The following is a 22,314-nucleotide window of genomic DNA, read 5'->3' on the forward strand; positions in this document are numbered from 1 at the left end:
TGTCGCGCGGGCCGTAATCGGCCGCGAGATAACGCACGGACGCCTCAAGAGCCGCCTTGGCGACGCCCATGACGTTGTAGTTCGGGATGACGCGCTGAGAACCATTATAGGTCAGCGTCAGCATGGAGCCGCCATTGGTCATCAGTTCAGCGGCGCGCTTGGCGATTTCCGTGAAGGAGAAACAGGAAATGACCATGGTACGGCTGAAATTCTCGCGCGTCGTGTCGGCGTAAAGACCCTTCAGCTCGTTCTTGTCGGAGAAGCCGATGGCGTGCACGACGAAATCGAGCGAGCCCCATTTTTCGCGAATCGTCGCAAACAGCGCATCCACCGAAGCGATATCCTCGACATCGCAAGGTACGATGAAGTCGGAACCGAGCTCCGCAGCGAGCGGTTTCACGCGCTTGCCAAGCGCTTCACCCTGGTAGGTGAAGGCGAGTTCCGCGCCCTGTGCCGCAAGCGCCTTGGAGATGCCCCAGGCGATCGAGTGGTTGTTTGCGACGCCCATGATGAGGCCGCGTTTACCCTGCATGATGCCGTTCATGGGCAATTATCCGTTATGACGCTGGAAGACGAGCGTGGCGTTGGTGCCGCCGAAGCCGAAGGAATTGGAAAGGATGGTGTCGATCTTGGCGTTGTCGATGCGGCTCCGAACGATCGGAACGCCCGCAAATTCCGGATCAAGCTCGGAAATATGCGCGCTTTCGCCAATGAAGCGCTCCTGCATCATCAAGAGGCCGTAGATCGATTCCTGCACGCCGGCCGCGCCCAGCGAATGGCCGGTGAGCGACTTGGTCGACTGGATGTGCGGGATCTTGTCGCCGAAAACTTCGCGGATCGCGCCGATTTCCTTGCTGTCGCCGACCGGCGTCGAGGTGCCGTGGGTATTGATGTAATCGATGTCGGTCTTGACGGTGGAAAGCGCCTGCCGCATGCAGCGGATCGCGCCTTCGCCCGACGGTGCAACCATGTCGTAACCGTCCGAGGTTGCGCCATAACCGACGATTTCGGCGTAGATTTTTGCGCCGCGCGCCTTCGCATGCTCCAGCTCTTCAAGAACCAGGACGCCCGCACCGCCGGCGATAACGAAGCCATCGCGGTTGACGTCATAGGCGCGCGAGGCGACGTCGGGAGTTTCGTTGTATTTGGACGACATGGCTCCCATGGCGTCGAAAAGGTTCGACATCGACCAGTCGAGATCCTCGTGGCCGCCAGCGAACATCACGTCCTGCTTGCCCCACTGGATCATTTCGGCGGCGTTGCCGATGCAATGCGCCGAGGTGGAGCAGGCCGACGAGATGGAGTAGTTGACGCCGTGGATCTTGAACCAGGTCGCGAGCGTGGCCGAAGCGGTGGAGGACATGGCCTTCGGCACGGCAAAGGGGCCGATGCGCTTCGGGCTGTTGTTCTTCAGCGTAATGTCGGCAGCTTCGACAATCGTGCGGGTGGAAGGGCCGCCAGAGCCCATGATGATGCCGGTGCGCTCATTGCCGCTGATATCGCTCTCTTCCAGGCCGGAATCGGCGATTGCCTGCTTCATGGCGACGTGGTTCCACGCTCCGCCCTGCGACAGAAACCGCATGGCGCGGCGATCGACCAGGTCGGTCGGGTCCAAAGACGGCTTGCCCCAGACCTGGCACTTGAAACCGTGTTCGGCAAAATCTGGCGAAAAAGAAATGCCGGATTTGGCATTGCGCAGCGACGCGGTGACCTCGGCGGCATCACCGCCGATGGAAGAAACAATACCGAGGCCGGTGACAACAACTCGTCTCATCAAAGGGACCTTTTCTTTAGATTTCGGCTGGGCGACTGAAGGCCGTCCGGCGTTTGTCTGAACTATTTCGTCTGCCTCAGGCAGCCTTTTCCTTGGACAGGCCGACCCGCAGGTCGGATGCCTGATAGATGGTTTCACCATCCGCCTTCAGCCAGCCGTCGGCGGTGCCGAGCACCAGACGGCCGCGCATCACGCGCTTAAAATCGATACCATATTGCAGGAGTTTGGTGTGAGGGCGAACCATGCCCTTGAACTTCACTTCACCGGTGGAAAGCGCCATGCCGCGACCTTCTTCGCCCAGCCAGCCGAGGAAGAAGCCGGTCAGCTGCCACATGCCATCAAGGCCGAGGCAGCCCGGCATGATCGGGTTGCCCTGGAAATGGCAGGGGAAATACCAGTCGTCAGGGCTCACATCGTATTCGGCACGGATGAAACCCTTGTCGAATGCGCCGCCGGTCTCCGAAATTTCGGTGATCCGGTGCACCATGAGCATGGGGGGCAATGGGAGCTGGGCATTTCCCGGGCCGAACAATTCGCCGCGACCGCAGGACAGGATCTCTTCGTAATTGTAACTTGACTGCCTCGTTGCCATACCGCTTTCACTTCCCCAGTTACTGGTGTTGATTGACTTCACTAGAGCAAGTTAGGTTCAAAATGAAGCGCCACAAGGGCGGAGGCCGTTTCAGCCCCATTCTTTGTCTTCACAACCCACTTTACAGAAGTCATTACCTCAATATGGCGTCCGCATACAGGAACCGTCAGTCGGGAACCAGAGGAAATTTGCAGGAAGAGCCGGTTTGCAGCCATTTGCGACACGCCACGGCGCTGAAACTATTGAAAGCAATCTCCGCAAAAGATATATGCTATTGCAAACGACAGGTTTCAGACCTCTGTTTGGAATGGGATTGCATGGCATTTGACGCCACATTGGATATTGGGACGAGGCTGCGGCGCTCGGGGCTGCGGCCCACGCGCCAGCGCGTTGCTTTGGGCGATCTTCTTTTCGCAAAGGGCGATCGGCACCTGACGGTCGAGGAACTGCATGACGAGGCGGTGACCGCCGGCGTGCCCGTTTCTCTCGCCACGGTCTACAATACGCTGCATCAGTTTACGGAAGCCGGACTGATCCGTGTTCTTGCCGTCGAAGGCGCGCGCACCTATTTCGATACGAACGTTTCGGATCACCATCACTTCTTCGTGGAGGGCGAGAACGAGGTTCTCGATATTCCGATCAACAATCTTCAGATAGACAATCTGCCAGAAGCGCCCGAGGGTATGGAAATCGCCCATGTGGATGTGGTGATCCGCCTTCGCCGCAAGCGCGGCTGACGCCGTATCTGGTAACGGATATGAAAATGGCGCCGAAGGGCGCCATTTCTGTTTTCAGCATTTCCTTCGATAGGTCACTTCATCACGTCTTCCGGCCGTCTGCCGGGCTTGGCCTTGTAGGGCGGGAAGGTCCAGCCGAAAAGTAGCGCGCCGGAGCGGACGGATAAGGCCGTCAGAAAACCCGCAGCGGATGCGGCATAAAGCGGTGCGCCGAAGAAATAGACGACAATGAAGGTCGAGGAGCCCAGAAGCGCGCAGGTGATGTAGATTTCCGGGCGCAGGAGAACCGATGGCTCCCCCGCCATTATATCGCGCAACACTCCTCCAAACGTCGCGGTCAGGACGCCTGTGACGATGGCGACGGTTGCCGAGCCGCTCGCGGCAAGGCCCTTGGCTGCTCCCATGACGCAGTAGGCCGAAAGGCCGAGCGCATCGAGCCAGATCAATACCCGATAACGGGATTCGAAAAGATGCGCGGTGAAAAACAGCAGCACCGCCACCGAGACGCAGACGAGAATATAGGTGGGGTTGATGACCCAGAATACCGGCGTTCTGCCCAGCACGAGATCGCGTACCGTGCCACCGCCAATACCGGTCGCAGCCGCGAAAAACAGGAAGCCGATCAGGTCGAGCTGCTTGCGCGAGGCGGCGAGCGCGCCGGTTGCGGCAAACACGGCGACGCCGGCATAATCGAGAAAACCCAGAAGTGTCATAAAAAGGTTCCCCCTGGAACACGGGCCGCGAACAGGTCAGTGTCGCGCAAGCACTAAACTCTAGGCTGGTCGCCCGGATGATCGCAACATCCATAACCCAAACGGATGCAAAGGAAAATGCCGTGCGAATCGCTCTCGTTGCCGCTCTTCACGCGCTGGTTCTCTTGATGTTTCCAGCGGCGCTCTCGGCGCAGCAGCAGCTGGTGAGCGATCCGGAGATTTACGAGAAGGATCATTTCCGCAACGAGTGCAAGGTGGCGGCTTTCGGCGATGATTTCGTCACGCGGCTGGATATCAACAATGACGGGTTGATGGATGCCGTCGTCAATCATGGGGTTCTGGACTGCGACGGCGAAAAAGGCCGCGCCTGCGATGACGAGGGATGCCCTTATAATTTTTACGTGCAGGTGAAAGAGGGCGGCTACCTGATGATCGCAACGGCGCGGATCTACGGTTATGACTTTATCAAGCGGTTCGGCAACATGGTTTTCGTGTTGAAGATGCATCCGCGTTATTGCGAGCGCACCGACAAGGAACCTTGCCTGATGACGGTTCGTGTTCGCGGTACCAAATTCGTCACCATTTCGAGGAAGTAACGACGATCCCGGTCAGGGTGCAACCCGCCGGATTTTGACCTGCTGATTATAGCGGCGCCGCAATGAGCGGGGAATGACAAGGGTGGCAAGCGCGACAGCAAAAATTGCGCCTGTAACTACCCACAGGGCATCGGACTGTAGATTGGCGCCGAGAATGGCGCCGCAGATCGCGCCGCTCAGCATGCCAAGCCAGGGAACGGTCTGAATTCCCCAGTCGAGGCTCCGGTCACCGAGAAGAAAACGACCGATGCCTCGGCCGAAGCGGGAAAGCGCGCCCGTCACATAGGTGAGCCCGATCGGCAGCCCCTCTATATGCTCGACGGCCGCATTGACCATGCCCATGGCGAAAACGACAATGTAGAATTGCGGGAGGGCCGAGGCCGCTTTGCCAAGCAAGGCGGCGACGGCGACCAGGCATCCCACGACCGCCAGAACGGCAAAGATGCGCCGTTCGAATTTATGGGCCACGACGATGCCACCGGCATTGCCTGCCACAAAGGCAATGATCGCGAACAGCAGTTTCGCAGCGTGGGAGTAGCCTCCCGCTTCCGCCGAGACGGCAGCTCGCGTGGTATTGCCTGTCATGAAGGACACGAAGTCGCCCGAAATATGCAGGCCTACCGCGTCAGTCATTCCAGCGATGAAGGAAATCGCCGCAACCAGTGCAATGCCGGTTCCTGTTCGTCTCGCTCTGATGATGCTGCGGCGTCTTTGTCTGGTCATGGAAAGCTCGATTTAAAAACCCCAGCCGATGCGCGCGGGCTCTTATTTCTAGAATGGCTGGCGGTGGGTTTGCAATCGTTCTGAGAGCGCTCACCAGCAGCCATTTTGTCTAGACAAATGGGGAATCACTGCCTACCATGCCTCAAATAAAGCGAAACACAACATCGCACAAAAATAAGTCAAAGGGGTTCAGATCATGAAGAAAACGTGGGTTCTCGCCACTATTGCCGCACTTGCCTCATCCGCTTCCGCTTACGCTGAAACCGCAGTGACCATCGGAATGTCCGGCTGGACAGGGTTTGCACCGCTGACGCTTGCCAAGCAGGCCGGCATTTTTGAAAAGAACGGCCTCAAAGTCGAGATCAAGAAGATTCCGCAGGCCAGCCGTCACCTTGCTCTCGCGTCCGGCGACATTCAGTGCGCGGCCACCACGGTGGAAACCTGGATCGCGTGGAATGCCAATGGCGTGAAATCCACCCAGATTTTCCAGATGGACAAGTCTCACGGTGCTGACGGTATCGCGGTGCGCAGTGACGTCTCCAAGGTCGCCGACCTCAAGGGCAAGACGGTTGCCGCCTCCGCGCCGGGCACGTCACCCTATTTCTTCCTCGCATGGATCCTCAAGGAGAACGGCCTGACGTTGAAGGATGTGAAGGTTGTCAACCTTGAGCCAGGCCCGGCTGCGCAAGCCTTCGTCGCTGGCCAGAACGATGCGGCCATGACCTATGAACCGTATCTTTCCACCGTTCGTGCCGCGCCCGACAAGGGCAAGATCCTTGCGACAACGCTGGATTACCCCGCTGTCATGGATACGTTCGGCTGCACCCCGGATTTCCTGAAGGCCAATCCGCAGGCGGCCAAGGCCCTTGCAGACAGCTATTTTCAGGCACTGGAACTGATCAAGGCCGACCCGGAAAAGTCCTATGCGACGATGGGGGCGGACGTAAAGCAGGCGGGCGAAGCCTTCGCCGCCTCGGCGAAATTCCTCGAATGGCAGGACAAGACCGCCAACCAGAAATTCTTTGACGGTGAATTCAAAACATTTTCGGAAAAGGCGGCCGACCTGCTGCTGGAAATTGGCGTGATAAAGTCGAAGCCCGATCTTTCGACCCTCGCGGACACCTCTTTCATCAAGTAATCGAACCGGCCGCTGACATTCCCGCGGGGATGTCGCGGCGGAAAGCAAGTGAGAGCGTCGGTTGCGTGATGAAACACGTTCGGCGCCCTGATGGCGCGGCAAGAGTGTCGCGCCGACTTTATGGTTAAGGTCTCAGATGCAACCTCTTCAACCCATCCGCAACAGCACGAGAATTGTTCTTGGCGTCCTATTTTTCGTTCTGTTTTTTGCCGCCTGGGGCTTTGCCACGCTTGGGGGTTTCGTGTCGCCGACCTTTCTGGCCGACCCTATCACCATGCTGAAGGATGGCATCTATCTTCTGACCGATCAGGGTTTTGCCAGCGATATTGGCATGACGATCTGGCGCGTCGTCGGTGGCTTCGTTTTGGCCTCGCTCGTGGCCGTCCCGCTCGGCATTGCGATGGGAGCATATAAGCCCGTCGAAGCGCTGCTTGAGCCGTTTGTCTCCTTCGCACGCTATCTACCGGCTTCAGCCTTCGTTCCGCTGCTCATTCTCTGGGCCGGTATCGGCGAGATGCAGAAGCTGCTTGTCATCTTTATCGGCGCGGTGTTCCAGATCATCCTGATGGTGGCCGTGGCGGTTGCCGGCACGCGCCGCGATCTGGTAGAGGCCGCCTATACGCTGGGTGCGAAGGACCGGGGCGTGGTGCGCCGTGTTCTCATTCCTGCCAATGCGCCAGACATCGCCGAAATTCTCCGCCTCGTCCTCGGCTGGGCCTGGACCTACGTCATCGTCGCGGAACTCATCGGCGCTTCCTCGGGTATCGGCTACATGATCATCAACAGCCAGGCGTTGATGGCGACAGGCCAGATCATCTTCGGCATCATCGTTATCGGCGTCATCGGCCTTATCTCGGATTTCGCGTTCAAATCGCTGAACCGGAAGCTTTTTGCGTGGAGGCTTGCCTGATGAGCGAACTCGTTATCAAGGGTGTCAGCCGCACGTTTCCTGGCGTGCAGGGCGGGCAGCCGACATTGGCCTTGCAGCCGACCAATCTGGAAATCCCGCGCAATGATTTCGTCACCATTCTCGGCCCGTCGGGATGCGGAAAATCAACCTTGCTGCGCATCATCGCCGGTCTCGACCGTCCGACGACGGGCGAGGTGGTGTTGTCCGGAAAGCCTGTGACGAGCCCCGGAGCGGATCGCGGCATGGTGTTCCAGTCCTATACCCTGTTTCCCTGGCTGACGATCCGCGACAATGTCGCTTTTGGCTTGCGCGAACGCGGCGTCGCTGAGAAGGAAAAATGGGAGATCGTCGACAGCTACATCGACAAGGTCGGCCTGCGCGGCTTCGAAAACCATTGGCCAAAGCAATTGTCCGGTGGCATGCAGCAGAGAACGGCCATTGCCCGTGCGCTCGCGAACGGCCCTAAAATCCTGCTGCTTGACGAGCCATTCGGCGCTCTCGACAACCAGACGCGCGGGTTGATGCAGGAGTTGCTGCTCGGCATCTGGGAGCGGGAGCAGAAGACGGTCATATTCGTCACTCACGATATCGAAGAGGCGGTCTTCATGGCGTCGCGTGTCGTGACCATGTCCGCAAGGCCCGGCCGCATCAAGTCGATTACGCCGGTCGATCTGCCGCATCCGCGTCATTATACCGTTAAGGCCAGTCCGGAATTTTCCGAACTGCGGGCAAAGCTCACGGAGGAAATCCGCAGCGAGGCGATCGCCGCCGCCGCCCATGGGTAACTGATCCGCAAGGAGGAGTGACGTATCGGGATGAGGAATTCAGGCGTCGATCTTCAGGAGAAATCATTGCACGAGCGCATCCGCAATGATGTCGAGCGACAGATCATGTCGGGTGAGTGGCCGCCGGGATATCGTATTCCTTTCGAGCACGAAATGACCCGGCAATATGCCTGCTCGCGCATGACGGTGAATAAGGCTCTCGGCGAACTGGTTCAGCGCGGCCTGATAGAAAGACGCCGGCGGCTTGGCACTTTCGTTCGTCAGCCGCACGCGCAATCCGCCGTGCTGGACATCCACGACATTGAACGGGAAGTCCAGTCGCTGGGCCTTGCTTACAGCTATCGTCTCGACAGAAGAGACAAGCGTTCGGCGGGGGAGAAAGATGGCGCCGCCATGGCGCTTGCCGCCGACGCCCCTGTTCTCGACCTCACCTGCACGCATTTTGCCGGCGGCGTCCCCTTCTGCGTCGAACATCGCATCATCAATGTCACTGCTGTTCCAGATGCGGCGTTTGCGGATTTTTCTGAGGTCGGGCCCGGTACGTGGCTGCTGAAGATGGTTCCTTGGAGTGCTGCCGAACATCGCATCAGTGCTGTCTCCGCCGACCGGAAAATCGCGACAGCACTGGGCATTGCTTTTGGTACCGCCTGTCTTGTTGTCGACCGGCGCACCTGGCACGGCCCGGATCACATCACCCGTGTCCGGGTTATCTATCCCGGAGACCGCCATGCACTGGTTGCGCAGTTTTCGCCCTCACAAAAAAGCTGAGGCACGCGCAGTTCATTTTTTGACAAAGAAGAGTTTACGAGTCGCCTTTTGACAATATAATAGTTGTCAAAAGAACTCAGGTTATTTACGGAACGTCAAGCTTTCACGACGGCATCCGTTCATGACCCCGGTTTTCACGAACCGGTCATTCTGCGGATGAGTTCATCGACGGAAATCCGGGATAAAATCATGCCAGCCGAGACCTCAACCTCTTTCGCACTTTTCAATAGGGCAAATACAGCAAGGCGCGTTGCCCTTGGCGTGGCTGTCATCTTCGTGGCCGGTTTGAGCACGGTCACGGTTTTTGCTCAGACGGCTTCGGAAACGCAAACAGTTCAGCCGGCACAGCAGACGGACCCCGTGACGCCGGCCGCCTCGCCGACCGCGCCGGCCCAGCCTTCCGCAACTGCACCTGAGCAGCCCGCCGCGAGCACATCGTCGCAGCCTTCGTCAATTGAGCCGGTACAGGCTCAACCAGCTGCAGCCACGCCGCCGGCTGAGATAGAACAGCCTGGTCAGGCTTCTGAGACACCAGTGCTAAACGAGGCCACAACGCCCATAGAGCCTGTCAGCCCAGCGCCCGCGAGCGCCGAACATCGTGCGGACATCCCGCACAATTTGTCTCCGTGGGGCATGTTCATGGCCGCCGACTGGGTCGTTAAGGGCGTCATGATCGGTCTTGCTTTCGCATCGCTGGTCACCTGGACGGTCTGGGTTGCCAAGTCGATCGAGCTTGCGGGTGCGCGCGTGCGTGCAGGCGCGACACTCAAGGTCATTCGCAAAGCGAAAACGCTGAGTGAAGCGACTGAGGCCGTGGAAAAGAAGGGCGGACCGGCAGCGCTGATGCTGCGCATGGCCACCCATGAAATGCAGCTTTCTGACGCGGTTGTCGAACATACGGATGGCGGCGGCATCAAGGAGCGGGTGTCGTCGGCCCTGTCGCGGATCGAAACCCATGCCGGCCGCCGCATGTCCCGCGGGACCGGCGTTCTGGCGACCATAGGCTCCACCGCTCCCTTCGTTGGCCTGTTCGGCACCGTCTGGGGCATCATGAATTCCTTCATCAGCATTTCAGAATCGCAGACCACCAATCTTGCCGTTGTCGCGCCCGGCATTGCGGAAGCGCTTCTCGCAACCGCCATCGGTCTTGTCGCCGCAATTCCGGCGGTCGTGATCTACAACGTCTTCGCCCGTTCCATTACTGGATACCGCCATTTGCTAGCGGATGCTGCAGCCGGCGTCGAACGCCTCGTCAGCCGCGATCTAGATTTCCGTCGCATTCCGCCGGGCAGCACAAGCAGGCCCGCCGTCTCGCTGGTTGGACGGTGATCGATCATGGCTGGCGGCATTCGCGAAAATAGCGGAGACGATCTCTCCGAAAACCACGAAATCAATGTCACGCCCTTCATCGACGTGATGCTGGTTCTGCTCATCATCTTCATGGTGGCTGCGCCGCTTGCCACGGTGGATGTCAATGTCGATCTGCCAGCCTCCACGGCCAAACCGGCGGAAAGGCCGGAAGAACCGCTTTATCTGACGGTCAAGGACGATCTGTCGCTCAATCTCGGGAACGATGCGGTAGCACGTGAAGCGCTGGCGGCTGCAATAGACCGGCAGACGGGCGGCAACAAGGATACACGTATTTTTCTGCGCGCAGACAAGGCCGTCGATTACGGTCATTTCATGGAGATCATGAACCTGTTGCGCGACGCTGGATATCTGAAGATTGCACTCGTCGGGCTTGAAAATGCTGCCGCAGCCGCGCAGCCTGTCGGCGCTGCTGCACCCGCTGTTTCCCCAGCACCGGGAACCGCGCCATGAGTGAAAACGGCTCTCTGCAGCCTCGGCATTCCCGTCTTGGGGAAGTGGCGCTGTGGTCTGCCGCGGCGCTGCTCATGCTGAGCGTTCATGCCGGTTTTGCCTATTATCTGATGCAGGCGCCTGAGGAGCCAGAGGCCGGTGGCCAGCCGCCCGCGGCGATCATGATCGAAATGGCGGCGATACCCGAGGCCGTCAAAACGGAAGAGACCACGCAGGCGCAGGATATCGAAGATTCCGAACAGGTGAAAAGCGACACCAGTGAGCCCGTCGAGGAGCCAATGCCGGACGAGCCGCCGCCACCGGAACCGGTTGCGGAAACACCGCCGCCCGAACCGGTCCAGCCACCCGAGCCACCGGTCGAGGAAATCGTCGAGCCGCAGGAAATTCCCGAGCCGGTGGAGCAGATCGATCCTGTGCAGGAACAGATGATGGCGGAACTCGAGAATGTCGAGGTTCCCTTGCCCGTCATGCGCCCTCCGCCACCACCCACCGAGAAAAAGGTGGAAAAGAAAGAGCCGGAAGAGAAAAAGAAGGTCGAACGCCAGCGCCCCAAACCGCAGCAGGCATCGGAACTACGCGAAGCTGCCAAAGCCGAAGTCCAGCAGTCCGACAGGACGGCCGCATCGCGCAGCAGTGGTGGTTTTTTCTCGTCGTCATCCGCTTCGCCGGCGAAATGGGGGTCGAAGGTTCGTTCGCACATTCAGCGCCGCAAGCCACGGTCGCTGCGCAGTGATGCCTTGACCGCGACTGTTCGGTTCAGGGTCAACGATGCGGGTGCCATCAGCGGCGTTAGCCTTATCAAGTCAACAGGGGATGCGTCGATCGATCAACAGATCGCAGCCTGGATTGAGAGCGCGTCACCTGTTCCCGCACCGCCGCCGGATGCAAACAAGACGATAACACTGCCGATCAGTATCCGTTAGGCGATGCATCCGCGTTTATGAGCAAATAACATTTCGCGAATGCTTCCTATGGTGTAGGTGTCGTCGACATCACAAGCAGAGGCATTCCGGAATGAAATTCTCAATCGCAGAGGCAGAGGATCTCGTATCTTCTATCTTTGAGCGCAACGGTGTTCTGCCGCGAAACGCCCGTTCCGTGGCAAGGGCGCTCGTCGCATCTGAAGCCGCGGGACAAGGTGGTCACGGCTTTCGCCGCATTCCCGTTTACGTTCGGCAGGCGCTGGTTGGCAAGGTGGATGGCAGGGCACGTCCCGCGGTGACACGGCTGAAGCCAGGCGTGCTGTCCATCGACGCCAATCTCGGATACGCCTATCCGGCAATTGACTGTGCCATTGAGGCCTTGCCTGATATGGCCCGTGAGCAGGGCATTGCCCTTGCCGCCATCCATCGGTCTCACCACGCGGGTGTCATGGCGCTGACGGTGGAGCGTTTTGCCGAGATGGGGTTCGTGGCGCTGATGTTTGCCAATGCCCCCGCTTCCATGGCGCCCTGGGGCGGCAGCCGCCCGCTTTATGGCACAAACCCGATTGCCTTCGGCGCTCCCGTCGGCGGTGCCGATCCACTCGTGATCGATCTTGCCCTCTCAAAGGTCGCGCGCGGCAAAATCATGGCCGCCCGCCAGAAAGGCGAAACCATTCCGGGTGACTGGGCGCTCGACAGGAACGGTCGCCCCACGACAGATCCGGAAGAAGCCATCGAAGGCACCATGGTGCCGGCTGGCGAGGCCAAGGGAGCTGCGCTGGCGCTCATGGTCGAAATCCTGGCTGCAGCGGTCACGGGTTCAAACTTCGCATTCGAGGCATCATCCTTGCTTGATGACAAGGGATCGCCACCGTCTATTGGTCAGACGATCATTGCCATTGATCCAGTGTCGACGGGCGGTGCAGCCTTCACCGAAAGGCTGGCTTTCATCGCTGGCGAGATCGAGAAACAGGAGAATGTGCGATTACCCGGTCGCCGCAGCCAGGGGATCCGCAAACGGGCGCTTGAGGAGGGTATCGTCATCGAAAGCGATATTCTCGCCGAAATTCAGAAGCTGTGACGGTTGCATCAGGGGTAACCCGGCAGGCGAATAAACCGGAAATTGCTGCGTGTTGGCGACCAGCGCGCCATCACCAAATTTCAGACTTCAAGCCGCGCTATACGTTGGATAGACGTGTATGTTTCCTTCGAATATCGGTTGGCGTGGCTCCGAACCAGCGGGAAACGGAGCGCGAAAAAGCGCCGGGCGTGGAATAGCCGAGCCGGTAGCCGATATCGGAGACTGGAAGATCGCTTTCCACCAGCAGTTTGAAACCGGCGTTCTTGCGGATCGCGTCCTTTATTTCGTTGAGATTGGTGCCGAGTTCGGCGAGCCGCCGCTGGAAACTTCGTTCCGACAGATTGAAGTAGGGCGCAATCTCACCAAGCGACAACTCGGCATCCGACAGCCGCATCTGCATGTAACGCTTCACCTGGTCGATGAACTGGGTCGCGTCTGAAGATGTCTCCGGGCGTAACATGCGGCATTGAAGGTTCATCAACTCAAACAGCCTCGCATCGGCATTCGGATTGACCGCGTCCAGCAACGGCGCTGGAAAGCGCATGGTGTGAATGGCTTGGGAGAAACTGACGCGCGTGCTCATCCTCTCTTTAAAAAGCTGAAGGTTACTCGGTTTTGGCCGCTCCAGGCCGATATCGACCTGGTTGGTGCGGTCGCCGAGGATATCACGCAGGCGCTGCATCAGGATGCCGAGGACAAAATCCACGTATTGCTCGCGTTTGGCGATAATTGGCGCGAATGTCCAGGACAGGGTCGCCTGCTTTGCATCTGTCACCATCGTGAAGTTGCTGTTGTTGGTCGCGTAATACACATGGTCCTGAAGAAAGCGCAGGAAGGCCCGCACGGTCGGCGCACTCATCAGGCCGTAGCCGAAGGCGCCGGATGCACCGGCTGGAAAGGTGGCCGCGCATTGAAGACCGAAGGTGTCGTCGCCGGCGATCTGGGCGCAGGTTTCGAGCAGCCGACAAAATCTGTCGAGGCTGATGCGTTCCGTCAGGCTGTTGAATGTAGCAGGGTCAATGTCCAGAGACGTGCAGATCGGGATGATATCGATCCCGCGTGAGCGGGCATAGTTGCTGACGCCGGCGGCAAGGCCAGCCACCACGGTAATCTCGTCGCTGATCCTTTTGTCAGGCATCCCTCGCCTTGGCGTACCATGTTCTTAGTTGTCGTACGATGGTAAGCATGTGAAAGGGTTTTGTCGAGAAGCGTGGCGCCTGGTTTCAGGCGTGCCGGTAGGTGCAGCTTTGCTCAAGAACCTGCATGATCGCCCGGCCGGCTTCTTCGATCGCGCCACTATTGTCGACAGTCGTGACGTCGAAATCGCCGGCGACGGTGAGCGAACTGCGTTCCAGCCGTCGCAGAATATCGTCCCGGCTCTCGCGCCCGCGTTGCTCCAGTCGCATCGCCAGCACATCGGGCCGCGCAACGATGTTTAGGACTTTAAGACGGACAAACGCGGTGCCGAAATGGGGCAGGGCAGACCGTGAACCATTGGCGATCACCACGTCGCCCGCCTCAAGATGACGGTGGACGGTAGAAGGAATGCCGTATTTAAGCCCGTGTGCTTCCCAGAAAACGGCAAAGGCACCCGCGTCTTCCAGACGGTTGAACTCCTGCATGGAAACGGCGTCGTGGTTTTCACCACCCGCATCGCAGCTGCGGGTTATGACGCGTCGGGTAAAATGGAAGCCGGGTCGGCCGGCAAGCTGGACCGAGGCATAGTCCATCAGCGTATCCTTGCCGACGCCGCTCGGGCCGACAACAACGACCATCGTGCCGGGCGATTGCGCGGGCCGGCTATCATCCCCATCAATGCTCATGCCACGCGCTTGCCCTGACGCCAGACGGAACGGGCGACCGGAACGCCCTCTTCGCGGTGCACTCGCACCAGATCGGCCCGCAATCCCGGCGCGATGCGACCGCGGTCAAGAAGACCGACCGTGCGCGCCGGCGTGGCCGTGACCATACGCAGCGCCTCCGGCAGGCTGATTCCCTCCACCTGACCGGCAAGCAGGAAGGGTGCGAACAGCAGGCTGAAAGGCACATAGTCGGATGACAACACATCCAGCACCCCGATTTCGGCGAGGTCACGGGCGGCGATATTGCCGGAATGCGACTTGCCGCGAACGATATTGGGTGCACCCATAAGCACGCTCATGCCCGCGCTGTGCGATGCCTTGGCCGCTTCGACGCTGGTCGGGAACTCCGCCAGCTTCACCCCATGGCCGATCGCCTCGCCGACGTGCGCCTCGGTGGCGTCATCGTGGCTCGCAACGGTAATGCCACGCTCAGCGCAGCGGGCGGCCAGATAATCACGATGCTTGGCGGAATATTCGGCCGAGGCTGCCTGCCGGCGCTGCACAAATTCGGCAAACGCCTCATCGCTCAAACCGCGCTTCTTCTGATAATAGAAGATGTATTGATCCATGGACTGAAATTGGCGCTGGCCCGGTGAGTGGTCCATCATCGAAATCAGCCGCACGCGCGGATCGGTCTCGAAGTCCTCAAAATGTTCCAGCACATCGGCGGACGCCACCTCACAGCGCAGATGCAGAAGGTGGTCGGAGCGCAGGCGATTCTGGTCCGCCGCCGCCTCGATGGCGTCAGCCATCTCCCGCATTTCACCCTTTTTGAAACCGCCATCCTCATCCGAGCCAAGGCGCAGGCAATCGAAAACCGTGGTGATGCCGGAGGCGGCGACCTGGGCGTCATGAGCCTGAATAGCGGCGATCTTGTCCCAGGTCACGCCGGGACGCGGCGAATAATGCTGTTCCAGATGGTCGGTATGCAGTTCAACCAGACCGGGGATCAGAAAGTCTCCTTCAAGGTCTTCTCCTGATTTCGAAGCGCCTTCGCTGATGTCGGCAATCTTGCCGTCACGGATCAGAACGGAGCCCAGAATAATATCGTCTTCCAGAACGATACGGGCATTGGAAAGGGCGTGCTCGGTCATGGGATCGCATCTTTCTTGGGTGGCTCAGCAAACGGATGCCAGCTGTGAACGGTAAATGGTGCGCCGCGCTCCTCTTCAATGAAAAGGGCAAGGCCGGAAAGGGTGAGCGGCTTGTCGACAAATTCGGAAAACTGCGCAGAAAGCATGTTGCGCACGGCAGGCTGCTCGGCCTCGTCGATGCGTCCGGTCAGCGTCATGTGGAAACGAAAGTCATCCATCACATGCGGATAACCCCAAAGCGACAGATTTTGCCGCTGGCTTTCGGTCAGCATCTGCGGCCGGCGGCGGGCAATATCGGTTTCGGACAGGGGCGCACGGAAGCGGTCGAAATGATCCACGATCTCCGCGGCAAAGTCCTGCAGCGGCTGGTAAATGCGATCCGGCACCAGAGCGAAGAATGGTCCAAGTGCATCGATGACAATACGCGGAATGTCGAAAACCTGCTTCTCGGAAGTGAACTCTGTCAGAGCCGCCACCAACTCCGCTTCGCTGTATTTTTCCGCAAGCTCGAAAGGCGCCTTCAGCGTTGCGTGGAAGCCGTAACGACGCGGTTCCTCAGTCATCCCGGCATAATCGGCGTGGTCGTTATACAACGTGCCGGAAAATGCATTGCGGCCCAGCCAGCGCGATGCTCTCTCAGTCAGCGGATGATCTTTAGCCGGGGAAAAATAGATGGCATAGCGCACGGCAAGCACTCTTCAGTGTCATGGGGAACCAGGGATGAAAAGCTATTTGGCGTGACTCGCCCGCTTCCCGCAAGGTCAGGAGTGCGAGGTAATCGCTTTCCGTGACAGAATGATGATGCCGCAAGAAAAAAGTCCTCGAATGCTAGAAAGCTTCCAGAAACATGGGTGATCTATCGGGACAAGCCGGGGTAGAACTGATGATGAAATCAGGCGAGGCGGCGGAGTAATGACAACCGTAACCGTCGTCATTTCGTCTACAAAGTCTAATGCTGTGCCTTGCCGATCAGGCGCGAGCGCAGCGAATTGGAGATGTGGTCGAACAGGAAGACCACAAAGAGGATGAGCAGGACCATATAGGCGACCTTGTCCCAGTCGGCATTGGTGCCCATTGCTTCCAGCAGTTTGAGGCCGATGCCGCCCGCACCCACTGCGCCGATGATGGTGGCGGAGCGGGTGTTGCTTTCCCAGAAATAGAGCGACTGCGAAATGAAGACCGGGAGAACCTGCGGCAACACGCCGAAACGATTGACAGCCATCGGCGATGCGCCGACCGACTTGACGCCCTCACGCTGCTTGTCGTCCACGTTCTCCAGCGCTTCGGCATAAACCTTGCCAAGCGCCCCGGTGTCGGTGAAGAAGATCGCGGCAATGCCGGGGATCGGTCCGGGACCGAAACTGCGGGTGAAGAACAGCGCCCAGATCAGCATGTCGATGGATCGCAGGAAGTCGAACAGGCGCTTCATGCCCCAGTTTGCCGCCTTGTTGGCGGTGATGTTGCGGGCGGCAATGAAGGCGAGCGGCAGGGCGACGAGCGTGCCGAACAATGTGCCGACAAACGCCATGACCAGTGTCTGCATCAGCTTGGACAGGATGTCGGCATGTTGCCAGACGCCGTTATCAAGGAAATCATCCACCATGTGGCCAATATTGGAGCGGGCCGGATCGAGCCTTTCTCCCCATAGGGCGAGAGCCGCCAGTTGAGCGTAGCTCTTGCCCCAGAATTCGGAATGCGTGTCGAAGAAGAAATTCGCCCAGCCGAGGAAGCGGCGCTGTACATAGACCTGGCTCGTGCGGATCTCGGCCTGACCTGCGAAGCCGTAATGCACGAGCACCTTGTTGCCATCCTGCTGGATTTCATCCGGTGCGTTTTGGGGTGCGAGGGCCTGCTCCCCATTGATGACGATGGGATAGCCGATGCCATCGACATACACATCCACCTGCGTCGGCGTCACGTCGAGGCGATTGTCCGAGCCCGCATAAACAACGCTATATCCACCATTCGGCAGCGGCTGCAGCCAGTCGATCCTGGCATCGGCCGGGTATTGCCCGCGGCTCGACCATTGCGGCTCCACCTTCCCGTCTTCGAAACGAAGGCGCGGTTGGGCACGCCAGGAATACCAGTCCTGAATATAGCTGGAAGCCCGATCCCACCGCCCCTGCATGAAGGCCGGGCCAACGTTGAAAAAGAAAAAGCAGCCGATAAGATAGGCGGTCACGGCAAGAAGGCCGACAAGCAGACCATATCGCTGCATGACGCTGCGGTTGAATACCGCAGGATGGGCAGCCGTCAGCCTCTCGCGCTCGGCAGTGTTGAGAATGAAGCTCGACGACATCAGGCCGCTCCCCGTCCGAATTCAAAGGATTGTTGGCCGATCAGCCGGCGGCGCAGCCAGCTGGAGAACTGGTCGACGGCGATGATGGTAATCAACAGTAGAATGATGATGGCATAGGTCTTTGCCGCATGATCGTTGCCGATCGACAGGCGGAAGACCTCCCCGATACCGCCGCCGCCCACCGCGCCGATGATGGTGGAGGCACGCACGTTGATCTCGGCGCGCAGGAGGGCATAGGAAACGAAATTCGGAAGAACCTGAGGCACAATGGCAAAACGCACGCGTTCGAGCCAGTTGGCGCCAGCGGCGCGCAGGCCTTCATCCGGCTTCATGTCGGCATTCTCAACAACTTCGAAAAAGAGCTTTCCGAGAGCACCGATCGTGTGGACCGAAATTGCGATGATCGCCGCGATCGGGCCGATCGACAGGATGGCGGTCAATAGTCCGGCGACCACAATTTCAGGAAAGGCCCGCAACACTTCCATAATCCGGCGCACCACCCAGCGCACGAGGCCGGCGCCGATGAGATTGGTGGAGGCGAAGAAACAGAGCACGAAGGCAAAGCCGGTGCCAATGATCGTCGAAACCAGCGCGATATTGAGCGTGATGATCAGCTGGTAGATGAAATGCGGGATGTAGAAACCATCGGCGATGTAAACGCGATCGGCGACATAATTGTATTTCAGCGAACCATCCGCATAAGGCGACGGCAGGTCGAACATCGCCCGGAAGACTTCCAGCGGACTATCAGGCACGAAGGTCTTCATGAAATCGAAGAAATAGGGCAGGCGCTCGAAAAACTTGCCTGAATTGGCCGCATTGGCAAAATTCAGGGAGGCGGCAAGGATGGCGAGAAAGATCACCAGCGAGATGACGGTGTAGATTCGCCGCGTCTTGAGCTGCTGCTGATAGTGACGCATGACCGTTTTGGACGATGCGCTCAATCCCTCGGGCGAGAGGGTGCCCTGGTGCAGTGTGGTCGCCATGCCGTTCTTCCTTTACTGGCAAAAGCGGCGATGCCGTCAGGCATCGCCGCTTCCTGATATGATCTGAGGATCAGCCGCCGATAACGGACTTACGGGCGTCGATGATCGTCTGGTAGAAGGACGGGTCGACCTTGATGTAGGCGGTGTTTTTGCCTTGGGTGAAACCCTGGAAGCAGGCGAGGTCCTTTTTCGGCAGCTCCATGAAGAAGTCCTCGACCTTCTGCTTCATGCTGTCGCCGATCTTGTTGGCAACGAGCAGCGGGCCGTTCGGGATCAGCGGTGACTTCCAGACTTCAACGATATCGTCCATGTCGAGGTTGCCCTTCTTGACCATCTGGTGAAGGTTGCCACCGGAATAGCCGTCTTCCCACTTACCAACGCCCGAACCAAAGGTGGTTCCGACATCGAACTTCTTGTCTAGAACGGCGAGAACGAGGTTCTCGTGGCCGCCACCAAAGCCGGTTTCGGAGAAGTATTCCTTGATCGGCGTGCCGGTTTCCTTAGGGATGGCGACGTTTGGAATAAGGAAGCCAGATGTGGAGTCGGGGTCGGCAAAGCCGATCTTCTTGCCCTTGGCATCCGCCAGGGTTTTAATGCCGCTGTCCTTGCGGGCAACCATGATGGTGTAATAGCCGCTGGAGCCGTCAGAGCCCGTATAGGTCAGGATCGGATCGACGGCCTTGGGGTCAGCGATGGCGATCTTGGCATAGGACGACGCGCCCATGGAGGCGATGTCGATGGTACCGCCGAGAAGACCCTGGATAACGCCGTTATAATCCGGCGACGGGAATACCTGCACTTCGGAAACGCCCGTTGCAGCCTTGAGGCCATCGGCGACGCACTTGGCGTTGCGGATCTGGTCTGCCTCGTTTTCGGAACCGTCGAGACCGATGCGCAGAACCTTGATGTCCTGAGCCATGGCGGAACCGGCCAGAACGCCAAGGGCGACTGCCGAGAGAAGCAATTTCTTCAACATGGACTTTCTCCTGTTTCCCGGCGAGCCGGAGTTGTTGTGAGATGTTGGCCCTTGACGCGGACGCAAACGATGCTGAGCGGTTCCTCAGAGCCCGGCGAGAGCGAGCGGTTCTGGGCCGGCAGATTGCTGCACCGGACGCGCGGCAAGTTGCGCGCCGGGAATGGTTATACTGGTCGAGGTCATGGTCTCGTCGATGCCTGCGCCGTGTGAGTCCGTGCCGTAGATTTCCGTCACGGCGGCAGCCGTCAGCTCAGACGGCGTGCCATCAAAAACGACGCGGCCTTTCGACATGCCGATGATGCGTTCGCAATAGTTGCGCGCTGTATCCAGTGTGTGCAGATTCGTAACGACAGTGATGCCTTCGCGCTCGTTGATGTCGCGCAGCGCGTCCATCACGATTTTGGCGTTCAGCGGGTCGAGCGAGGCGATCGGCTCATCGGCCAGAACCATCTTCGGAGACTGCATCAGGGCGCGGGCAATCGCCACGCGCTGTTGCTGGCCCCCGGAAAGCGTACCTGCGGCCTGCATTGCCACATGCTCGATGCCCAGCCGTTCAAGTGCGGCGATCGCCATCAGCCGCTCTTCATCCGTGAAGATGTTGAAGAGGCTGAGCAGCGTCGAACGGTGGTTGAGGCGACCGAGCATGACATTGGTAAGCACGTCGAGGCGCGGGACGAGATTGAACTGCTGGAAGATCATGGCGCAGTCGCGCTGCCAGTTGCGGAGCGCGGCACCTTTCAAGGACGAAACTTTGGTATCGTTGAAATGAATTGAGCCGGAGGAGGGATCGATGAGCCGGTTTATCATCCGCAGCAGCGTCGACTTTCCCGCTCCGGAACGTCCTATCACGCCTACCATCTGTCCCTGCGGTATTTCGACATTCACGGCATCGACCGCGGTATGGTTGCCGAAACAGCGCGTGACTTGCTTCAGGTGAAAGCTCATTTCCCCGTCCAATCTTCTTATGACGGGGTTGGACATAACAATGATGCGTGAAGTGCGAATGTCAGTTTGATGAAGAAAATATTACAAGGTGCTGATGTAGCGCGACTGCATTTCGCCGGCGAAAGTTCGAACCAATTTTTTCGGAATGATCGACAAGGCTTAAAAACTAACCCCCGGATAGGTCCCGGGGGCTATATCAGACGGGCTATGTCTCAACCGCGATATTTTGCGATGAAATCTCCGGCCGACAGGCCGCGGAAATCATCGAGTGCGTCGCGCAGCCTCTTGTGGTCCCAGTCCCACCAGCGCAGATCATCCATCTGCTGGCCGACCTCAGGCGGAAAGCGGTCGCGGATCAACCTCGCGGGAACGCCGCCGACAATCGTATAGGGCGCAACGTCCTTCGAGACGACGGCGCCAGCCCCGATGACAGCGCCATTGCCGACGTTGACACCCGGCAGGATGGTGGCGCCATGGCCGATCCAGACGTCGTGGCCGATCACCACGCGTCTGGCGCGGCGGGCGGCGAAAAAGTCGGACTCGTCTTCCGCGTCGTCCCAATAATTGTGGGCGCGGTAAGTGAAGTGGTGCAGGGTCGCCCGCTGCATCGGATGGTTGGTGGCGTTGATGCGGACGGAAGCGGCGATATTGACGAATTTGCCGATGGTGGCGGACCAGATCGCGCCATCCTGCATGACGTAGGAATAGTCGCCCATCTCGACCTCCTCGATGCGGCAGCGCTCCGAAATTTCGGTAAAGCGGCCAATCGAGGAATTGAGGACACTGGCAGTGTCGTGGATGACGGGTTCGAGGCCGACTTTGGAGTTCATGCTGCTGCCTTCCGGGGCGAAAATTGCGAGACGTCGAGAATGCGGTCGGCCACGGCCTCTCGCACTTCTTCATCGTGAAAAATGCCGAGCAGCGCGGTACCCGTTTCTTTCTTCTCCCTGATCATCTCCACCACCACCCGCCGGTTGGTGGCGTCGAGCGAGGCCGTTGGCTCGTCGAGAAGCAGGATTGCATGATCGGTGATGAAACCGCGCGCGATATTGACGCGCTGCTGCTCGCCGCCCGAAAAGGTGGCGGGTGGAAGCGACCACAATTCCCGTGGTAGGTTGAGTTTCGAAAGCAGTGCGGCCGCCTGCTCACGCGCATCTTGAGCGGCAATCTTGCGCGCCAGAAGCGGTTCGGCAACCACGTCAACCGCCGCGACGCGGGGTACCGTCCGCAAAAACTGGCTGACATAACCGATGGTGCGATGACGGATATCGAGAATTGTGCGTGGTGAAGCGCTGCCGATATCGACAACCTCGCCCTGATGGCGAATAAGGATCTGCCCGCTGTCGATGGCGTAATTGCCGTAGAGCATTTTCAGGATCGAGCTTTTGCCGATGCCAGAAGGGCCGCCGAGCACGACGCATTCGCCGCCAGATACGGAAAAATTCACGTCGCGGACGACAGGCAGCTCGATGCCGTCGCGAAGATGCATGGTGAAGCTTTTAAAGACTTCCGAAACGATGAGAGGTGTCGGCATGGTGGATTTTCTCTTCCTGCGCTGATCTTCTGCGAAAAGCGGGAGCCGCTTTTCGGA

25 protein-coding genes are annotated in these 22,314 nt (G+C 58.9%); 10 read left to right on the forward strand and 15 right to left on the reverse strand.

Annotation, left to right across the window (positions count from 1 at the left end; all coding sequences use genetic code 11):
• The 3 genes from ACUTJJ_RS17290 to fabA all read right to left on the reverse strand — a co-directional run.
• A partial coding sequence (locus ACUTJJ_RS17290) for an SDR family oxidoreductase (protein ID WP_445542896.1) occupies positions 1 to 544 on the reverse strand: 544 nt, incomplete at its 3' end.
• Between the two features lie 6 nt (positions 545 to 550).
• Positions 551 to 1,774: a beta-ketoacyl-ACP synthase I gene (fabB, locus tag ACUTJJ_RS17295; RefSeq protein WP_445542897.1), complete on the reverse strand. Its 1,224-nt coding sequence runs from the start codon at positions 1,772 to 1,774 to the stop codon at positions 551 to 553.
• 76 nt (positions 1,775 to 1,850) lie between these two features.
• A complete protein-coding gene (fabA, locus tag ACUTJJ_RS17300) occupies positions 1,851 to 2,366 on the reverse strand; it encodes a 3-hydroxyacyl-[acyl-carrier-protein] dehydratase FabA (RefSeq protein ID WP_063949381.1) in 516 nt (171 codons plus the stop codon).
• Positions 2,367 to 2,683: 317 nt separating this feature from the next.
• On the opposite strand from fabA, the gene irrA reads away from it, so the two are divergent.
• Entirely contained in the window at positions 2,684 to 3,103 is a 420-nt protein-coding gene (irrA, locus tag ACUTJJ_RS17305; protein WP_006309975.1) for an iron response transcriptional regulator IrrA, read from the forward strand.
• A 74-nt stretch (positions 3,104 to 3,177) separates the two neighbouring features.
• Here irrA and ACUTJJ_RS17310 read toward each other — a convergent pair whose 3' ends face one another.
• Complete coding sequence (locus ACUTJJ_RS17310; protein WP_063949382.1) at positions 3,178 to 3,816, reverse strand: trimeric intracellular cation channel family protein; 639 nt, start codon at positions 3,814 to 3,816, stop codon at positions 3,178 to 3,180.
• 77 nt (positions 3,817 to 3,893) lie between these two features.
• Between ACUTJJ_RS17310 and ACUTJJ_RS17315 the strand changes: the two genes are divergently transcribed.
• Positions 3,894 to 4,412, forward strand: coding sequence for a hypothetical protein (locus ACUTJJ_RS17315; protein ID WP_063949383.1), 519 nt, complete (start codon positions 3,894 to 3,896; stop codon positions 4,410 to 4,412).
• Positions 4,413 to 4,424: 12 nt separating this feature from the next.
• Here ACUTJJ_RS17315 and ACUTJJ_RS17320 read toward each other — a convergent pair whose 3' ends face one another.
• Entirely contained in the window at positions 4,425 to 5,135 is a 711-nt protein-coding gene (locus ACUTJJ_RS17320; RefSeq protein ID WP_445542898.1) for a YoaK family protein, read from the reverse strand.
• 196 nt (positions 5,136 to 5,331) lie between these two features.
• Here ACUTJJ_RS17320 and ACUTJJ_RS17325 point away from each other — a divergent pair, with 196 nt between their 5' ends.
• The 8 genes from ACUTJJ_RS17325 (at position 5,332) to ACUTJJ_RS17360 (ending at position 12,561) form a co-directional block, all read left to right on the forward strand.
• Positions 5,332 to 6,273, forward strand: coding sequence for an ABC transporter substrate-binding protein (locus tag ACUTJJ_RS17325; RefSeq protein WP_445542899.1), 942 nt, complete (start codon positions 5,332 to 5,334; stop codon positions 6,271 to 6,273).
• Positions 6,274 to 6,409: 136 nt separating this feature from the next.
• Positions 6,410 to 7,183, forward strand: a complete 774-nt coding sequence (locus ACUTJJ_RS17330; RefSeq protein ID WP_445542900.1) for an ABC transporter permease — start codon at positions 6,410 to 6,412, stop codon at positions 7,181 to 7,183.
• On the forward strand, positions 7,183 to 7,968 hold the full coding sequence (locus ACUTJJ_RS17335) for an ABC transporter ATP-binding protein (protein WP_445542901.1): 786 nt from the start codon (positions 7,183 to 7,185) through the stop codon (positions 7,966 to 7,968). Before ACUTJJ_RS17330 ends, ACUTJJ_RS17335 begins: the two co-directional genes overlap by 1 nt.
• Positions 7,969 to 7,998: 30 nt before the next feature.
• The gene (hutC, locus tag ACUTJJ_RS17340; RefSeq protein WP_445542902.1) at positions 7,999 to 8,736 is read left to right on the forward strand and encodes a histidine utilization repressor; all 738 of its coding nucleotides are present in this window, start codon (positions 7,999 to 8,001) and stop codon (positions 8,734 to 8,736) included.
• A 189-nt stretch (positions 8,737 to 8,925) separates the two neighbouring features.
• The gene (gene exbB, locus ACUTJJ_RS17345) at positions 8,926 to 10,065 is read left to right on the forward strand and encodes a tonB-system energizer ExbB (protein ID WP_445542903.1); all 1,140 of its coding nucleotides are present in this window, start codon (positions 8,926 to 8,928) and stop codon (positions 10,063 to 10,065) included.
• A 6-nt stretch (positions 10,066 to 10,071) separates the two neighbouring features.
• The gene (exbD, locus tag ACUTJJ_RS17350) at positions 10,072 to 10,557 is read left to right on the forward strand and encodes a TonB system transport protein ExbD (protein WP_296066218.1); all 486 of its coding nucleotides are present in this window, start codon (positions 10,072 to 10,074) and stop codon (positions 10,555 to 10,557) included.
• Entirely contained in the window at positions 10,554 to 11,480 is a 927-nt protein-coding gene (locus tag ACUTJJ_RS17355) for a TonB family protein (protein ID WP_445542904.1), read from the forward strand. The genes exbD and ACUTJJ_RS17355 overlap by 4 nt, the downstream gene beginning before the upstream one ends.
• Before the next feature lie 91 nt (positions 11,481 to 11,571).
• Positions 11,572 to 12,561, forward strand: coding sequence for an Ldh family oxidoreductase (locus tag ACUTJJ_RS17360; RefSeq protein WP_445542905.1), 990 nt, complete (start codon positions 11,572 to 11,574; stop codon positions 12,559 to 12,561).
• 97 nt (positions 12,562 to 12,658) lie between these two features.
• Here ACUTJJ_RS17360 and ACUTJJ_RS17365 read toward each other — a convergent pair whose 3' ends face one another.
• From ACUTJJ_RS17365 to phnL, 10 genes are all read right to left on the reverse strand, one after another.
• Positions 12,659 to 13,699, reverse strand: coding sequence for an AraC family transcriptional regulator ligand-binding domain-containing protein (locus tag ACUTJJ_RS17365; protein WP_445542906.1), 1,041 nt, complete (start codon positions 13,697 to 13,699; stop codon positions 12,659 to 12,661).
• A gap of 85 nt (positions 13,700 to 13,784) precedes the next feature.
• The gene (gene phnN / locus ACUTJJ_RS17370) at positions 13,785 to 14,384 is read right to left on the reverse strand and encodes a phosphonate metabolism protein/1,5-bisphosphokinase (PRPP-forming) PhnN (RefSeq protein ID WP_445542907.1); all 600 of its coding nucleotides are present in this window, start codon (positions 14,382 to 14,384) and stop codon (positions 13,785 to 13,787) included.
• Complete coding sequence (locus ACUTJJ_RS17375; protein ID WP_445542908.1) at positions 14,381 to 15,517, reverse strand: alpha-D-ribose 1-methylphosphonate 5-triphosphate diphosphatase; 1,137 nt, start codon at positions 15,515 to 15,517, stop codon at positions 14,381 to 14,383. Before ACUTJJ_RS17375 ends, phnN begins: the two co-directional genes overlap by 4 nt.
• Positions 15,514 to 16,212 carry a DUF1045 domain-containing protein gene (locus ACUTJJ_RS17380; protein ID WP_296066200.1) on the reverse strand — a complete coding sequence of 233 codons (699 nt, stop codon included), beginning with the start codon at positions 16,210 to 16,212 and terminating at the stop codon, positions 15,514 to 15,516. Before ACUTJJ_RS17380 ends, ACUTJJ_RS17375 begins: the two co-directional genes overlap by 4 nt.
• Before the next feature lie 254 nt (positions 16,213 to 16,466).
• On the reverse strand, positions 16,467 to 17,816 hold the full coding sequence (gene phnE / locus ACUTJJ_RS17385) for a phosphonate ABC transporter, permease protein PhnE (RefSeq protein ID WP_445542909.1): 1,350 nt from the start codon (positions 17,814 to 17,816) through the stop codon (positions 16,467 to 16,469).
• Positions 17,816 to 18,802: a phosphonate ABC transporter, permease protein PhnE gene (gene phnE / locus ACUTJJ_RS17390; protein WP_445542910.1), complete on the reverse strand. Its 987-nt coding sequence runs from the start codon at positions 18,800 to 18,802 to the stop codon at positions 17,816 to 17,818. The genes phnE (ACUTJJ_RS17385) and phnE (ACUTJJ_RS17390) overlap by 1 nt, the downstream gene beginning before the upstream one ends.
• Before the next feature lie 70 nt (positions 18,803 to 18,872).
• Positions 18,873 to 19,778: a phosphonate ABC transporter substrate-binding protein gene (gene phnD, locus ACUTJJ_RS17395; protein ID WP_063949398.1), complete on the reverse strand. Its 906-nt coding sequence runs from the start codon at positions 19,776 to 19,778 to the stop codon at positions 18,873 to 18,875.
• Positions 19,779 to 19,862: 84 nt separating this feature from the next.
• On the reverse strand, positions 19,863 to 20,723 hold the full coding sequence (gene phnC / locus ACUTJJ_RS17400; protein WP_445542911.1) for a phosphonate ABC transporter ATP-binding protein: 861 nt from the start codon (positions 20,721 to 20,723) through the stop codon (positions 19,863 to 19,865).
• Between the two features lie 212 nt (positions 20,724 to 20,935).
• Positions 20,936 to 21,553 carry a transferase hexapeptide repeat family protein gene (locus ACUTJJ_RS17405; protein ID WP_445542912.1) on the reverse strand — a complete coding sequence of 206 codons (618 nt, stop codon included), beginning with the start codon at positions 21,551 to 21,553 and terminating at the stop codon, positions 20,936 to 20,938.
• The gene (gene phnL / locus ACUTJJ_RS17410; RefSeq protein WP_445542913.1) at positions 21,550 to 22,257 is read right to left on the reverse strand and encodes a phosphonate C-P lyase system protein PhnL; all 708 of its coding nucleotides are present in this window, start codon (positions 22,255 to 22,257) and stop codon (positions 21,550 to 21,552) included. Before phnL ends, ACUTJJ_RS17405 begins: the two co-directional genes overlap by 4 nt.
• Positions 22,258 to 22,314: the final 57 nt, after the last annotated feature.

The sequence above is a fragment of the Agrobacterium sp. DKPNP3 genome, from assembly GCF_052686535.1.